The organism is Achromobacter sp. SD115 (assembly GCF_017355315.1).
Taxonomy (GTDB): Bacteria; Pseudomonadota; Gammaproteobacteria; order Burkholderiales; family Burkholderiaceae_B; genus Achromobacter; species Achromobacter xylosoxidans_B.
In genome coordinates this window covers 65455-80850 of sequence record NZ_JADIJM010000025.1, presented here as the reverse complement: position 1 = coordinate 80850, position 15396 = coordinate 65455, and the positions used below count along the sequence as shown (strand labels likewise).

Annotated in this window: 14 protein-coding genes and 1 pseudogene; 11 read left to right on the top strand and 4 right to left on the bottom strand. The window is 67.6% G+C overall.

Translation table 11 applies throughout. From position 1 onward, the window contains the following. Entirely contained in the window at window positions 1–1026 is a 1026-nt protein-coding gene (locus IPU70_RS27350) for a glycosyltransferase family 2 protein (RefSeq protein WP_207472407.1), read from the top strand. Beyond that, window positions 1017–2462, top strand: coding sequence for a glycosyltransferase family 39 protein (locus tag IPU70_RS27345; RefSeq protein ID WP_207472406.1), 1446 nt, complete (start codon window positions 1017–1019; stop codon window positions 2460–2462). The genes IPU70_RS27350 and IPU70_RS27345 overlap by 10 nt, the downstream gene beginning before the upstream one ends. A 140-nt stretch (window positions 2463–2602) precedes the next feature. On the opposite strand, the gene ggt is transcribed toward IPU70_RS27345, so the two are convergent. Both ggt and IPU70_RS27335 read right to left on the bottom strand, forming a co-directional pair. Next, entirely contained in the window at window positions 2603–4198 is a 1596-nt protein-coding gene (gene ggt / locus IPU70_RS27340) for a gamma-glutamyltransferase (protein WP_207472405.1), read from the bottom strand. A gap of 24 nt (window positions 4199–4222) precedes the next feature. Beyond that, the gene (locus IPU70_RS27335; protein WP_207472404.1) at window positions 4223–5197 is read right to left on the bottom strand and encodes a tripartite tricarboxylate transporter substrate binding protein; all 975 of its coding nucleotides are present in this window, start codon (window positions 5195–5197) and stop codon (window positions 4223–4225) included. A 193-nt stretch (window positions 5198–5390) separates the two neighbouring features. On the opposite strand from IPU70_RS27335, the gene IPU70_RS27330 reads away from it, so the two are divergent. Both IPU70_RS27330 and IPU70_RS27325 read left to right on the top strand, forming a co-directional pair. Beyond that, window positions 5391–6047 (top strand): GntR family transcriptional regulator, encoded by a 657-nt coding sequence (locus IPU70_RS27330; RefSeq protein WP_013395291.1) that lies wholly within the window; start codon window positions 5391–5393, stop codon window positions 6045–6047. Between the two features lie 52 nt (window positions 6048–6099). Continuing rightward, window positions 6100–6597 (top strand): cupin domain-containing protein, encoded by a 498-nt coding sequence (locus tag IPU70_RS27325; RefSeq protein WP_207472403.1) that lies wholly within the window; start codon window positions 6100–6102, stop codon window positions 6595–6597. Here the strand turns inward: IPU70_RS27325 and IPU70_RS27320 are convergent. After that, window positions 6594–7493: a DMT family transporter gene (locus tag IPU70_RS27320; RefSeq protein WP_207472427.1), complete on the bottom strand. Its 900-nt coding sequence runs from the start codon at window positions 7491–7493 to the stop codon at window positions 6594–6596. The genes IPU70_RS27325 and IPU70_RS27320 overlap by 4 nt on opposite strands. A gap of 270 nt (window positions 7494–7763) precedes the next feature. Here IPU70_RS27320 and IPU70_RS27315 point away from each other — a divergent pair, with 270 nt between their 5' ends. Next, window positions 7764–9026, top strand: a complete 1263-nt coding sequence (locus tag IPU70_RS27315) for an MFS transporter (protein ID WP_207472402.1) — start codon at window positions 7764–7766, stop codon at window positions 9024–9026. An 82-nt stretch (window positions 9027–9108) separates the two neighbouring features. Here the strand turns inward: IPU70_RS27315 and IPU70_RS27310 are convergent, their stop codons facing one another. Beyond that, a complete protein-coding gene (locus tag IPU70_RS27310) occupies window positions 9109–9981 on the bottom strand; it encodes an NAD(P)-dependent oxidoreductase (RefSeq protein WP_207472401.1) in 873 nt (290 codons plus the stop codon). A gap of 215 nt (window positions 9982–10196) precedes the next feature. Between IPU70_RS27310 and IPU70_RS27305 the strand changes: the two genes are divergently transcribed. From IPU70_RS27305 to IPU70_RS32895, 6 genes and pseudogenes are all read left to right on the top strand, one after another. Then, window positions 10197–10586, top strand: coding sequence for a Zn-ribbon domain-containing OB-fold protein (locus IPU70_RS27305; RefSeq protein WP_207472400.1), 390 nt, complete (start codon window positions 10197–10199; stop codon window positions 10584–10586). Further along, entirely contained in the window at window positions 10583–11743 is a 1161-nt protein-coding gene (locus IPU70_RS27300; protein ID WP_207472399.1) for a thiolase, read from the top strand. Before IPU70_RS27305 ends, IPU70_RS27300 begins: the two co-directional genes overlap by 4 nt. An 11-nt stretch (window positions 11744–11754) precedes the next feature. After that, a complete protein-coding gene (locus IPU70_RS27295) occupies window positions 11755–12441 on the top strand; it encodes a 3-oxoacid CoA-transferase subunit A (RefSeq protein ID WP_242702723.1) in 687 nt (228 codons plus the stop codon). Then, window positions 12438–13100, top strand: coding sequence for a 3-oxoacid CoA-transferase subunit B (locus IPU70_RS27290; protein WP_207472397.1), 663 nt, complete (start codon window positions 12438–12440; stop codon window positions 13098–13100). Before IPU70_RS27295 ends, IPU70_RS27290 begins: the two co-directional genes overlap by 4 nt. Continuing rightward, window positions 13090–14277 (top strand): annotated as a pseudogene (locus IPU70_RS32900) (acyl-CoA dehydrogenase family protein); the annotation flags it as partial. The gene IPU70_RS27290 and the pseudogene IPU70_RS32900, both read left to right, overlap by 11 nt. Continuing rightward, the gene (locus tag IPU70_RS32895; RefSeq protein WP_242702728.1) at window positions 14272–15387 is read left to right on the top strand and encodes an acyl-CoA dehydrogenase family protein; all 1116 of its coding nucleotides are present in this window, start codon (window positions 14272–14274) and stop codon (window positions 15385–15387) included. The pseudogene IPU70_RS32900 and the gene IPU70_RS32895, both read left to right, overlap by 6 nt. The last annotated feature ends 9 nt before the right edge of the window (window positions 15388–15396 follow it).

Below are 15396 nucleotides of genomic sequence, written 5' to 3'. Positions count from 1 at the left end.
ATGAATGCCAGACCTGATATCGATATCGCAGTGCTGGGTACCGCCAGCCCGGTCCAGCTGTCCGTCATCATTCCCTTCCTCAACGAGAGGGAGGTGCTGCCGGCCTGCCACGAGCGCCTGCGGCGGGTATTGAAAGCGCTGGGACTGTCGTACGAAATCGTGTTCGTGGACGACGGCAGCAACGACGGCAGCGCTGAGTACCTGCAGGCGCTGCTGCGTGAGGAGCGCGGCATCAAGCTGGTCCGGCTGAGCCGGAACTTCGGCAAGGAGGCGGCGATGACGGCGGGGATAGAGCATGCGGCTGGCGCCGCGGTCATCGTGCTGGACGCCGATCTGCAGGATCCGCCCGAGGTCATTCCCGAGATGGTCCGCGCCTGGAAGGAGGGCGCGGACGTCGTCAGCATGCGGCGGCTCAGCCGTGCGGGCGAGAGCGCTCTCAAGCGGTTCTCTGCCTACGCCTACTACCGCCTGCTGAGCCGGCTGAGCAAGGCCGCGATCCCGCCCGATACCGGCGATTTCCGGCTGATGAGCCGGCGCGCCGTGGCGGCGCTGATGCAGCTGCCCGAACGGTGCCGCTACATGAAAGGGCTGTATGCCTGGGTGGGCATGCCAACCCGCATCATCGACTACGACCGCGAGCCGCGCGCCGCCGGCACCACCAAATGGAGCTACCTGGCGCTGTTCCGCCTGGCGATGGAAGGCATCACTTCGTTCTCCACCGCGCCCTTGCGCTGGGCGACGGGGCTGGGCGCGGTCGCGGCCCTGGGCGGCGCGGTATTCGGCGCCGGCATCATCTTCAAGACCTTGATATTCGGCGATGATGTCGCGGGCTATCCCTCGCTGATGGCGATGATGACCTTCATGGGCGGCGTGCAGCTCATCACCATTGGCCTGCTGGGCGAGTATGTGGGCAAGACCTACATGGAAAGCAAGCAGCGGCCGGTCTATCTGGTGCGCGACGTCCAGCACAGCGGTGCCGCGGGCGTGGCGGCATCGGGCTATGGGAGGGATGCAGCTTGCAGCTGAGCGCCCGGGCAGTGGCCGCCGGCCTGGCGGCGATATTGGGCGTGCGCCTGCTGGCGATGGTCCTGGTGCCGTTCGCCGACACGTCCGAGCCGCGCTACGCGGAGATCGCCAGGCTGATGGCGGAAAGCGGCGACTGGATCACGCCCTGGTTCGCGCCGGGCGTGCCGTTCTGGGGCAAACCCCCGCTGGGATTCTGGGCCGAGGCCTTGTCGATCCGCCTGCTGGGCCTGAGCGAATTCAGCATCCGGTTCCCGTCGCTGCTGACCACGGCGGCGACGCTCGCCATTCTTTATGCGCTTGGCCGCCGCCTGTACACGGCGCAGGCCGCCAGATGGGCCGTGCTGGTGTACGCCTCCATGTTCTTGCCCCTGGTCGCGGCCGGGGCGGTGTTGACCGATCCGTTCCTGGCCTTGGGCGTTACGCTCAGCATGGCGTCATTCATGCTGGCGCGCGGACCTGCGGCGGGGTTATGGCGCTACGGCTTCTTCCTGGGGCTGGCCATCGGCCTCTTGTCCAAGGGCCCGCTGGCCGCAGTGCTGGTGGCGGGCGCCATCGTGCCGTGGATGCTGTGGCAGGGGACCGTCAGGGTCGACCTGCGGCGCCTGCCGTGGGTGGGGGGCGCCATCATGCTGGCTGTCCTGGTCCTGCCCTGGTACGTTGCGGCGGAAATCAAGACGCCGGGCTTCCTCCAATACTTCATCGTCGGCGAACACTTCCTGCGCTTCGTCGATGCGGGCTGGAGCGGGGACCTCTACGGTTCCGCGCACCGCCGGCCCTATGGCGCCATCTGGCTGGACGGCGTCGTGGCATCGCTGCCCTGGGGACTGTTCGGCGTCTGGCTGCTTGCGCGCCGCTGGCGGGGCTGCGGGACCGCGACGCAGGCCAGGAGATGGCTGCGCCGTCCACGCTGGACCTACCTGCTGGCCTGGGGGGCGGCCACGCCGGTCTTTTTCACCTTGTCGGGCAACATCCTGTGGACCTATGCGCTGCCGGCCTTGCCGCCGCTAGCCCTGGCGATAGGGGTGTGCCTGAGCCGCGCCCGCGCTTCTGCGCCAGGCCGTGCCGCGCTGGCCTGCATGGCGGTGGCCCCGGTTGCGGTGATCGTCTTCTGCGCCATGCTGCAGGCCAACCCGGAACGGCTCAAAACCGAAAGGCAGTTGGTCGCCAGGGCGGATGCGTTGATGGCGTCCAACGAAAAGCTCTACTTCGTCGACAGCCTGCCGTTCTCGGCGCGCTACTACTCGCGCGGGCAGGCCGGATTGGTGCCGGTGGACGGTGTGGCGACTGTGTTGCCCCGCGAGAGCGGCAGGGTCTTCCTGGCGGTGGAAAAAGCGGACTTGCCGCGAGTCCGCGAGCAACTGGGCACGGTGTTGGAGCCCGTCTACTCGAGCCGGCGCTATGTCTTGCTGATCGCCGGGCCGCAAGCGCCGCCCTAGGGCGTGCAGGCCTGGCCGATCACGCTGGCGACCGTCTGCGCCGCGTGATCCGATAGCCTTAAATGCGCATCGCCGCCGCTGCCGGCGGCGATGCTTGGCGCGTCGCGCCCGGCCAGGCCGGGCGCCTGGCCGATGCGGGCTCAGAAGCCCACGGCCTGGCCGTCGCGGCGCGAGTCCGAGGCAGCCACGTAGCCGCCTTGCGGTAGGCGGCAGATCAGCTGCGCCGAGCCGAATTCCAGGCTGTCCGCAGGAGCCACCGCGACGTTGTGGCCGCGCGCGCGCAACGCGTCGACCACGTCCGCGGGCAGGTGCGATTCCACGTTGACCACCGGGCCTTTTTCCACGCGGAAGCGCGGCGCGTCGCTCATGGCCTGCGGATTCTGGCCGAACGCCGCCAGGCGCGTGATCATCTGCAGATGGCCTTGGGCCTGCATCGACCCGCCCATCACGCCGAAGGACATCAGCGGCTGGCCGCCGCGCGTGACGAACGCCGGAATGATGGTGTGCATCGGCTTCTTGCGCGGCGCGACCTGGTTGGCATGGCCGGGCGTGAGCACGAAGTTCAGGCCGCGGTTATGCAGGCTGATGCCCGTATCCGGCACCACCACGCCGGAACCGAAGCCGTGGTAGTTGGACTGGATGAAGGACACCATGGTGCCGCTGGCGTCGGCCGCGGTCAGGTACACGGTGCCGCCGGTGGCGGGCGTGCCTGCGACCGGCACGCTGGCGCGGTCCATGGAGATCTGGCGTGCGCGTTCGGCCAGGTAGGACCGGTCTAGCAGGGCGGCAGCGCTGGTGCGCATATGACGCGGATCGGCGACGTGGTGGTGCAGGTCGGCGAAAGCCAGCTTCATCGCTTCGATGCTGACGTGGTAGTAGTCCGCGCTGTCGCGGCCCATGCTTTCCAGGTCGAACTGCTCCAACATGCCCAGCGCCATCAGCGCCGAGATGCCCTGGCCGCTGGGCGGGATCTCGTGCAGTTCGTAGCCGCGGAACGATTGCGAGATCGGCGCGACCCATTCGGGGCGGTGTTCGGCCAGGTCCTGGGCGCTGAGCGCGCCGCCGGTCTGGCTGGCGAAATCGGCAATCTTCCGGGCGAGTTCACCGCGGTAGAAGCTCTCGCCGCCGCTTTCGGCGATGGCGCGCAGCGTCTTGCCTTGCGCGGGAAAGCGCCACCATTCGCCGGCCTGCGGCGCGCGTCCCTCGGGCAGGAAGGCGGCGGCGAAGCCCGGCTCCTGCGCCAGCTTGGGCGCCTGCGTGGCCCATTGGCGGGCGATGGTGGGCGATACCGCGAACCCTTCCTCGGCATAGGCGATGGCGGGTTCGAACAGCTGCGCGAAAGGCAGCTTGCCGAAGCGTTCCGACAAGGCCTTCCAGCCCGCGACCTGGCCCGGCACGGTCACCGTGCCCCAGCCGGTGCCGGGCATGGCGTCGCGTCCGGCGAAGTACTCCGGCGCCCACGCGGCGGGCGCGCAGCCGCTGGAGTTCAGGCCGTGCAGTTGGCCGTCATGCCAGACCAGCGCGAACATGTCGCCGCCGATGCCGTTCATGACGGGTTCGACCACCGTTAGCGCGATGGCGGTGGCGATGGCGCTGTCCACGGCATTGCCGCCGGCCAGCAGCATGCGCAGCCCGGCTTGGGCCGCCAGCGGCTGGCTGGTCGCGACCGCGTTGGCGGCCAGGACCGGCATTTTCCGGGAGGCGTAGGGGAAAGACCAATCGAAGGGTAAAGACATGGATGCGGGAACTCGTGATGAAAATTACTGGGGCGTGATGCCGGCCTGATCGATCAGCTGCTTGGTGCGCGGGATTTCAGACTTGATGAAAGCGGCGAATTCCTCGCGGCTGCCGCCACGCGGCTCCGCGCCGGCTTCCGCGAGCTTACTGCGCAGCGCCGGATCGGCAAGCACTTTGTTGACGGCGCGGTTGAGCTTGTCGAGCACCGGGGCCGGCGTGCCTTCGGGGGCGACCAGGCCATACCAAGGCGCGATGTCGTAGCCCGCGTAGCCTTGTTCCGCGATGGTGGGGATCTCCGGCGCCAGCGCCGAACGCTTGGCGTTGGACATGCCCAGCGCCAGCAGCGCGCCGCTCTTGGCCTGAGGCAGGCCGGTCATGATGGTGTCGAAGTACATCGACACCTGGCCGCTGAGCAGCGCCGGGATGGCTTCGCCCGCGCCCTTGTACGGCACGTGCAGGATGTCGATGCCGGCCACGGACTTGAGCATTTCGCCGGCCATGTGGGACGTGGTGCCGGTGCCGAACGAGGCATAGGTCAGCTTGCCGGGGTTGGCGCGCGCATAGGCCACCATTTCCGGCAGGGTCTTGAACGGCTGCGACGGGTTGGCCAAGAGGATGTTGGGGGTGTAGGCCACCATCGACACCAGCGCGAAGGCGTCGGGGTCGTATGCCAAGCGCTTCTGCAGGAAGCGGTTGGTGACGATGGCCGCCGGACCGCCCATCAGCAGCGTGTAGCCGTCGGGCGTGGCGCGCGCGACCGAGGCGCTGCCGATGGCGGCCGCGGCGCCCGGGCGGGCCTCGACGACGAAGGGCTGGCCCAGTTCCGTCGACAGCGCGGCGCCCAGCTGGCGCGAAATCAGGTCGGTGGCGGAACCTGCCTGGAAGGGCACGACGATGCGCACCGGATGCTGCGGCCAGTCGGTCGCCTGGGCCCCGGCCTGAGAGGCGAAGGCCACGGCGGCGGCGCCTGCCAGCGCCCGGATGAGACGAAACTTCATGAATTCCCCTTGATCGCGTTATGGAGTGCGTGCAGGGATTAGACGCAAGCAGGCGTTCCAGGACTATTAGGATTTGCATCCATGGATCACTGGATCCAATTTGTGTTATTTTTGCGGTTATCTATCATGGCGGCTTCGTGGGGCCTGTGCGAGGCTCCTTTTAGTGTTGACTGGCCCTAACCCTGGATCCCCAATGCTGCAATTCCAGAAGACAGCGATCAGCGCCGAAGACGAGGCGTACCTGCACCTGCAGCGTGAAATCCGCCTGGGCCGTTACGCGCCCGGCCAGCGCCTGGTACCCGAGGTGGTCGCGGCCGAGATCGGCACCAGCCGCATGCCGGTGCGCGGCGCCTTGCGCCGTCTGGCTTCCGAAGGACTGGTCGAGATCCGCGCCAACCGCGGCGCGGTGGTGCGTGGCCTGAACCAGCAGGAAATGCTGGAAGTGTTCGAAATGCGCTCAGTGCTGGAAGGCCTGGCCATGCGCAACGCGGTGCTGCACATGGGCGCCGAGCACATCCGCCGCTTGTCCCTGCTGCTGGAGCAGCTGGAGCAGGGGCCGGGCGAACATCTGGACTGGATCACGGCACACCGCGAATTCCATGAATACCTGTGCAGCTTCTGCCAGCAGCCGCGCTTGCTGCGCCAGATCTCCGAACTGCATTCCGTCGTCGAACCCTATATGCGCCTGTGGGTGGCGCAGCCTGGCCGCGTCCTGCGGGTGCGTGAATCGCACCAGGAATTGATCGCCGCGCTGCAAACCCGCGACCCGGCGCGCTGCGAGGCGGCAATGCGCCAGCATGTGCTGAATACCGTGCCCGCCTTGCAGGCGTTCCTGGAACAGGCTGCCTAGGCCTCGCGGCTTTGCTCTAGACTGGCGCCATTTCCCACGCGTCCGTTCCGCCATGACCGCAGCCGCCGACCTCATACGCCGTCTGGACCTGTTGCCGCATCCCGAAGGCGGCTACTACCGCGAAACCTATCGCGCAGCCGACGCCGTGACGCGCGGCGATGGCGCGCGCCGCTCGGCCAGCACCGCCATTTACTACCTGTTGTGCGACGGCGCCTGGTCCACCTGGCACCGCATCCAGTCCGATGAACTCTGGCATTTCCATGCGGGGGATGCGCTGCATGTCCATGTGCTGGCGCCGGATGGCGGCTACGGCTGCCTGCGGGTGGGCGACGCGCTGGAGGACCCCGATGCCGCGTTCCAGGCGGTCGTGCCGGCCGGCAGTTGGTTTGCGGCGGAACTGGCCAACCCGGCAGACCCGGACGGCTACGCCTTGGCCGGTTGCACGGTGGCGCCGGGCTTCGAGTTCAGCGAGTTCGAGTTGGCCGATGCCGCCGAACTGCAACGGCTATACCCCGCGCAGGCCGGCCTGATCGCGCGCCTGGCCCGCTAGCCGGCGCCTTTCGCGTCTTGTGCCGCGGCTTGCGGCTTTTTCCTGCGCCCAATCTTGGCTTCGCTGGCCAGCACGCCGGCCACGATCAGGCCCGCGCCCACCAGCGCCAGCGCCGGCAGCCGGTCACCGGCCAGGCGTCCGACGATGCCGCCCCACACGGGTTCGCCCGCATAGATGACGGTGGCGCGGGTTGGCGACACCGACTTCTGCGCCCAGTTCATGGCCAGCTGGATGATGGCGCTGGCCAGCCCCAGGCCGATGGCGGCGCCCGCCCACAGCCAGGAGAATTCGGGTACGGCTTCGCCCAGGACGGGCATCAGCGCGAACGACACCAGGCCGGCTGTCAGCAACTGCACGAAGGTGACGCGGCGGCTGTCGACCTTCTTGGCAAAGTGGCCGATCAGGATGATCTCGGCGGCAATCGCCGCGGCCCCGGCCAGCGTCGCCGCTTCGCCCGCGCTGAAATTCAGGGCGCCCGCTTGCGGACCGGCCAGCAGGACCAGGCCAGCGAAGGCCAGCGCCACGCCCACCCAGCTCATCAGGCCGGGCGGCTTCTTCAGCACGGCCCATTGCAGCAGCGGCACGATGGGCACGTACAGCGCCGTGATGAAGGCGGACTGGCTGCTGGTGATGGTTTGCAAGCCGTAGGTTTGCAGGAAGTAGCCCAGGAACAGGGCGCAGCCGATAGCGATGCCGGCGCCGATCTCCTGGCGGGTGATTGCGGCCATGTGCTTGCGGAACATCAGCAGCGCCATCAGGCCGGCGATCGTGAAGCGCACGCCCACGAAGAACAGCGGCCCGCTGTGCTGCATGGCGATGTGGATGATGAGGAAGGTGCTTCCCCACAGCATGGTGACCAGCACCAGCGCGATTTCCTGGCGGGACAGGGCGAACATCGAGGTCTTGGACTTCACGGTCTGCTTCAGGCGCTACGAAATGGCGAGCAATATACAGCGCTTCGGTGACCGCTCACCGAACAGATTCCTGAATTTCGGGCGGAGCAGACATATAGCCAGGAGTAATATGATGCGTCCGGCGGCGTCAGGCCGCCGGCGACGACAAGCCGGTGCACGCTCGTTCTTCCCGCTCCCGCCGCCTTTTTTTGGCGGCGTTGGCGAATCTGGGCGCGCAAAGCGGCCACAAGAAGATATCGAGGAGAAGCGCAAGTGGAGAAGCAAGAGTCGGGCGGCTGGTATTTCGGCTGGAATATCGTAGGCGCCGCGACGGTACTCACCCTGTTGACCGTCGGCCTGCGCATGGGAGTCGGGCCGTTCTTTCTGCCTATCGCGGACACCCTGGGCTTCACGCGCAGCACGCTATCCAGCATCGTCGCGCTCGGCATGCTCTGCTATGGGCTGGCCATGCCGCTGGCGGGCTATCTGGTCGGCACGCGCGGCACCCGCTTCGTGCTGCTGACTGGCACCGCCATCGTTGTGTTGTCGATCATCTGGACGGTCTACGCGCGCGGACCCATCGAATTCCTGCTGTCCTTCGGCGTGGCGCTGTCCATCGGCCTGGGCTTCACCAGTCCAGTGGCGTTGACGCCGGTGATCAGCCGCTGGTTCACGCGCCAGCGCGGCATGGCGCTGTTCTTCCTGTCCACCGGTTCCATGGCAGGCATCGCGCTGATGACGCCGACACTGACCTTCACGATCTCGGCCGTGGGCTGGCGGGAAACGCTGCTGGGCTTCGCCGCGCTGTTCGCGTTGCTGACAGTGCCGATGGCGCTCTTCGTCATGCGCGATGAAGCGCCCGAGCACACCGACCTGCTGCCGCACCAGATCATCGACAAGGCGGGACCGGCCAAAGCCGCAGCGAAGCAGCCAGCGCCCAACGTGCGCGCGGCGCTGAACTCGCTGCCGTTCTGGCAGGTGGCGTTGGGCCTGTTCGCCTGTGGCTTCAGCATGAACCTGCTGGGCACGCATGGCGTGCCCATGCTGATGGACCATGGCTTTGACGCCACCACCAGTTCACTGGGCATAGGACTGATCGGCCTGGTCGCTATCTTCAGCACCCTGGTCCTGGGGCGCATGTCCGACCAGGTCGAACGGCGCGCCATCCTGGCTGCGATTTACCTCGTGCGCGGGCTGGGCTTCTTCGCGCTGGTCACGGTGGGCGCGCATTGGGAGCTGTACGCCGCCGCCACCCTGGGCGGCATTGCATGGGCCGGCAGTATCGCCTTGTCATCGGCCATTCTTGCGGACGTTTACGGCGTGCGGTTGGTAGGCGTGCTTTACGGACTGGTCTACCTGGGCCACCAGGTCGGCGGCATGATCAGCTCATGGCTGGGCGGCTGGGCCTACGAGACCTTCGGCACGCATTGGGTGGCCTTCGGGGCTGCGGGCGCGCTGCTGCTGGCGGCCGCGCTGATTTCCCTGCGCCTGCCGGCGCGGGGCCTGCCGCGCGCGGTGGCGGTGGCGGGAAGTTGAGCCCGGCCGACTGCGGGCCGATGCCGCCCGCAGTGCCGCCATCGCGTCCGCGGCAACGGACGCGATGGCTGGGTAGAACGTCCTAGCGATCCTTCAGCAGCGACACCAGTTCCGGCACGTAGCGGTCGCCGCCGCCTTGCGTGACGGCCTGGTCGAAGGTGTGCTGCACGGCCGCGCCGATTTCGCGCACCGCGCCCGTTTCCGCGGCCATGGTGTTGTAGTAGGACAGGTCCTTTTGCGCGTTCGACATGAAGAACCGCAGCGAGGACGGATCCTGTTCCAGCAGGTACGGCTTGATGCGCTCCAGTGCCACGCCGCCGCCGCCGCCCTTGGCCAGCACGTCGGCGAACACCGCCGGGTCGATGTCCGCGCGCAGGGCGCAAGCCGCCGCTTCCGACAGCAGGGCGACCACGCCCAGCGACACGTAGTTGTGCAGCAGCTTCATGCGGTGGCCGGCGCCGATCGGCCCGGCGTGCGTGATGTTCTCGGCGAAGCAGGCCAGCAGCGGCTTGCATTCCTCGAACAACGCGGCGTCGCCGCCCACCAGCAGGTTGAGCCGGCCTTCGGCGGCTTCCTTGGGCGTGCGCGTCATCGGCGCGTCCAGGAAGCGGCCGCCGCATTCTGTCACGGCCTGCGCGACTTTCACGGTGGACGATGGAATCGCCGTCGAGCAATCGATGATGACCGTGCCCGGCCGCAGGCCCGCCAGCACGCCGCCTTCGGATAGCAGCACCGCCTCGACCTGCGGGCTGCCGGTGACGCAGAGGATGATCACGTCAGACTGGGCCGCCAGCGTGGCGCCATCGGCCACGCTGGCCGCGCCCGCGGCCTTCAGCGCGTCCAGCGGCTGGTTGCCCGGATGCTCCAGCACGGTCAGCGCGTGTCCGTGCTTGACCAGATTGCTTGCGATGCCATGGCCCATGAGGCCGATACCAACCATGCCGACTTTCGCCATCTTCACTGCTCCTGCCATGTAGGGTTTGTTATGGCGTAAATCTTACTCTGACTTGCGGGCGGCGCCGGCGCGCTTCGAATATGCCGAAAGTAGCCTTCGAATCTTTCGGATGGTAAGGCGCGGAACCCATTCCTAAAATCGATCCACTTCTGCCGGCCATGCCTGGCGCGGATCGAAATACAACGGAGACAACCGCCCGCAGGGCGGACACATCAATGCCGCAAACCGCAAACGAGCGGGCGCCCAGCGCCGAGCGCCATTACTTCGAGCAGCTCGCGCAGGGCCGCTTCGTCATTCCCCTATGCCAGGCCTGCGCCAGGCATCATTTCTATCCCAGGGTAGTCTGCCCCCATTGCGGTTCCGACGCCCTGCGTTGGGTCGAGCCCAGCGGCGACGGCGTGGTGTATTCCACTACCGTGGTTCGCAACAAGAGCGGCGATTACACCGTGTGCCTGGTGGATCTGGACGAAGGTCCGCGCCTGATGAGCCGCGTGGTCGACATGCCGGTGGAAGCGGTGACCATCGGCCTGCGGGTCCGCGCCAGGGTCGATGCCGTGGAGGGCGCGCCGCTGCTGGTGTTCGTGGGACTGGAGGAGCAGCCATGACTAGAAGCTATCGCGGCGCGATCGCGGTCCTGGGCACCGGCATGGCCGGACTGGGCGACTGCCAAGGCCGTTCCGAACAGGAAATCATCGCCCAGGCCTCCCACCGCGCGGTGGTTGCCAGCGGCCTGAAGATGCAGGATATCGACGGCATCATCACCTCGAGCCTGACCTCGCCATGGTGGGTGATGCGGATGGCGGAGTATCTGGGCATACGGCCTCGCTTCTCCGACAGCACCATGTTCGGAGGATCGTCGTTCATCGCCGACCTGAAGGTCGCGGCCATGGCGATCGAGGCCGGCCAGTGCGAGCATGTGCTGGTCTGCTACGGCGCCAATCCGCGCAGCGCGCCCAGCAGCACGCAGATCAATCAGATGCGGGCGGCGCTGGATCCGCAGCCCTACGAGCATCCCTACAAGCCGTTCAATCCGGTATCCAGCTATGCCCTGGCGGCAGCGCGCCACATGCACCAGTACGGCACTACCCGCCGCCAGCTGGCCGAGGTTGCGGTGGCGGCGCGCAAATGGGCGCAACTGAATCCGGACGCCTTTCTGCGCACGCCGCTGACGATCGACGAGGTGCTGGGCGCCAAAATGATCTCGGATCCCCTGACCGTGCGCGACTGCTGCCTGGTGACCGACGGCGCCGGCGCCTTCGTGGTCACACGCGCCGAACGGGCCCGCGACCTTCATCCGCGGCCCATCTATGTGCTGGGCGCCGGGCACGCCCACTGGCACCGGCAGATATCGTGCATGCCGGACGTGACCGTCACGCCCGCGGTGGACTCCGGCCGGGCCGCGTTCGCGGAAGCCGGATTGACTCCCGCCGACATCGATCTGGTCGAGCTCTACGACGCCTTCACCATCAATCCCATCCTCTTTCTGGAAGACCTGGGATTCTGCGCCAAGGGGGAGGGCGGCGCGTTCATCGGCGGCGGGCGCATCGAGCCGGGCGGCGACTTGCCGATGAACACCAACGGCGGCGGCCTGTCGTTCACGCATCCGGGCATGTACAGCATCTTCCTCGTCATCGAGGCCGTGGCGCAGCTGCGCCGCGAGGCTGGGGAACGCCAGGTGTTCAAGGCCGACGTCGCGCTGGTGCACGGCAATGGCGGCGTGCTGTCCAGCCAGGCCACCGCGATTCTTTCCCACTCCCTCTGATGGCCGCCACGATGAACAAGACAGTAGATCGCGCCGCGCAGGCGGTAGGAGACATTCCGGACGGCGCCACCGTCCTGGTCAGCGGTTTCGGCCTGTCCGGCCAACCCGTCGAATTGCTCGATGCACTGGTGGAGCAAGGCGCGCGTGAGCTGACCGTGGTGTGCAACAACAGCGGCGCCCGGGACAGCGGGCTGGCGCGGCTGATCCGGTTGGGCCGCGTGCGCAAGCTGATCGCCTCGTATCCACGCGGCGCGGAGTCCCAGGCGTTCGAATCGGCCTACGCCGACGGCTTGATCGACTACGAGTGCGTGCCGCAAGGGACCCTGGCCGAGCGCCTGCGGGCGGCGGGCTCGGGCCTGGGTGGTTTCTTCACCCCCACCGGCTACGGCACGCTGTTGGCCGAAGGCAAGGAGACACGGATGATCAAAGGCGTGGGGCACGTGTTCGAGGAACCCCTGCACGCCGACTACGCGCTGGTGAAGGCGTATTGCGCGGATCCCCTGGGCAACCTGATCTATCGCAAGGCGGGGCGCAACTTCGGTCCGTTGATGTGCATGGCGGCGGCGACCGCCGTCGTCCAGGTTCATGCCCTGGCGCAGGTGGGCGGGCTGGATCCGGAGCACATCGTCACGCCCGGCATCTTCGTGCAGCGCGTGCTGCGCATTCCCGACGCCCAATTGACTGGAGCCTTGCAATGATCGAACGATATTCCCGCGAGGACATCGCGCGCCGCGCGGCGGCGGACATCCCTCCCGGCTCCTACGTCAATCTGGGCATCGGCTTGCCCGTCATGGCGCTCGACTACTGGAGGCCGGAGCACGGCGTCATCGTCCATAGCGAGAACGGCATACTCGGTATGCGCGCACGCGCAGAGACTGATCCGGTCGATCCCGACCTGACCAACGCGGCCAAGCAGAGCATCGCCATGGCTGCGGGCGGCAGCTTTTTCAATCATGCGGATTCCTTCGCCATGATGCGCGGGGGGCATCTGGACTACTGCATCCTCGGGGCCTACCAGGTGTCGGAAACCGGCGACCTGGCCAATTGGTCGCTGGGACAGCCCGGCGTGGCCGCGGCGGTGGGCGGCGCCATGGACCTGGCCGTGGGCGCCAAACGGGTCCACGTGCTGATGGAACACCTTACCCGCGACGGCCGCTCGCGGCTGCGCCGGCTATGCGACCTGCCGTTGACGGGCGCGGCATGCGTGGACCGGGTCTATACCGACCTCGCCACGCTCGACGTCACGCCCGAGGGATTCCTGGTGCGCAACATGGCGCCGGGCCTCACCCGCGTAACCCTGCAGGCGGCGACCGACGCGCCGCTGCGCTTCGCGGAGGATCTGCCCGATGCCGCTTGATTGCTCCCTCGAGGACTTTCGCCGCGAAGTCCGCGCATTCCTGCAAGAACGCCTGCCCACCGACCTCAGGCGCAAGGTGATGGATCATCAGCGGCTGGACAAGCAGGACTTCCTGCGCTGGCACCGCATCTTGAACGAGCGCGGCTGGGTCGCGCCGAACTGGCCCGCCGAGCATGGCGGGGCCGCCTGGAGCATCGAACAGCGCAACCTGTTCGACGAGGAATGCGCCCTGGCGGGCGCACCCGAAACCGTGCCATTCGGATTGCGCATGGTGGCGCCCGTCATCATGGCCCATGGCTCGGCCTGGCAGAAAAGCTACTTCCTGCCGCGCATCCTCAGCGGGCAGGATTGGTGGTGCCAGGGCTATTCCGAACCGGGTGCGGGTTCCGACCTCGCCGCGCTGAGCACCCGCGCGCGCCGCGAGGGCGATGGCTTCGTGGTGAACGGCCAGAAAACCTGGACCACCTACGCCCAGTACGCCGACATGATGTTCTGCCTGGCGCGGACCAACCCCGAGGCCAAGGCGCAAGAAGGCATTTCCTTTCTGCTCATCGACATGCGCAGTCCCGGCGTATCGTTGCGCCCCATCCGGACGCTGGACGGCGGAGTAGAGATCAACGAGGTCTTCCTCGATGAGGTCGTGGTGCCTGCCTCGCATCTGGTCGGCGAGGTGGATCATGGCTGGACATACGCGAAGTACCTGTTGTCGCACGAGCGTTTCGGCGCCGCCCGGGTGGGGCGCGCCAAGCGCGAACTTGGCCATCTGCAGCGGCTGGCGGTCCAACGCAAGGTGGACGGCCGTCCTCTGGCCGAAGATCCCGTATTCGCGCAGCGGCTGGCGCAGTTGGAGATCGATACGCTGGCCCTGGAGCAGACCAACCTGCGGCTGATTGCGCGCGACCAGCGCGGTGCCGGGCATGGCGCGGAAGCTTCGATACTGAAGTACCTGGGGTCCACGCTGGCGCAGCGCATCAGCGAAGCGCAGGTCGACGCGGCCGGCGCGCACGCGCTCGCCTATCGCCCGGATGCGCTGGAGCGAGACTATACGCAAGGCGACCCGACCCTGGAGGAAGAACTGGAAGCCATGCCCGGCTTCTATCTCAATCTGCGCAAGATCTCGATCTACGGCGGAACGGACGAGGTGCAGAAGAACATCATCGCCAAGCTTGCGTTGGGCGAAGCCGACGACCTGAGCGCAGATCAGCGCGCGCTCGATGACGCCGTCGGACGGTACCTCCAGGGGGAGTATCCGCCACCCGCCGCCCGGGCCGCGTTGCCGGGCGATGCGGACCCCGAGGCCTCGCCGCACTGGCGCGCCTTTGCCGACATGGGCCTGCTGGGCTTGGGGTTGCCGGCATCGGCAGGCGGGATGGATGGCGGGCTCGGGGACTTGTGCGTGCTGATGCAGCGCTTCGGGCGTCATCTGGTGGTCGAACCCTACGACGCCAGCGCGCTGCTTTGCGGCCAACTGCTGGCACGCCTGCCGCAAGGCGAACGGGTAGGCGCCTTGTTGGCCGGCATCGCGCAAGGAGCCGCGCCGTTGCTGGCTCATGCGGAACCAGATGCGGATTGGCCGAGTGGCGATCTGAGCGTGACCGCGGTGCGCGAAAGTGGCGGCTGGGTACTGAACGGCGTGAAGCGGCGCATCCCCTATGGCGCGGGCGTCCGGCAACTGCTGGTCACCGCCAGCGACGAAGCGGGGGCGGCAGTGTTCCTGGTCGAAGCCGACACGCCCGGCCTGGAACGCCAGGGCGCGCCCGGCCTGGACGGCCGCCCCTACGCGGACATCAGGCTGAAGGACTGCCGCGTCGACAGCGCCGCGCGGCTGGGTCCGGCAGTCGATGCCCTGGCGTTCGCGGCCGACGCCACGCGCGTGGCGCTGTGCGCGGAAGCGTTGGGGGCCATGCAAGCGCTGCTGAATGCCACCCGTGACCACGTCGCTGAACGTCGCCAGTTCGGCCAGCCCGTCGGCCGCTTCCAGGCGGTGCAGCACCGGCTGGCGGACATGCTGCTGGCGCTGGAACAGGCGCGTTCGCTGACCTGGCTGGCGGCAGGCGCGGCGCAATCCGAGGTGCGCCGATGGGCGCGGCTGGTATCCGCCGCCAAGGCCAGTTGTGGCGCGGCCGCGCGCTATATCAGCCAACAAAGCATCCAGCTGCATGGGGGCATGGGCATGACCGACGAGCTTCCGGCAGGCCATTACGTCAAGCGGCTGCTGGCTATCGAATACACGCTGGGCGACACCCGGCATCATCTCAACCGCTATCAACGGCTGGCGACGGCCTGAGCCGCGCCG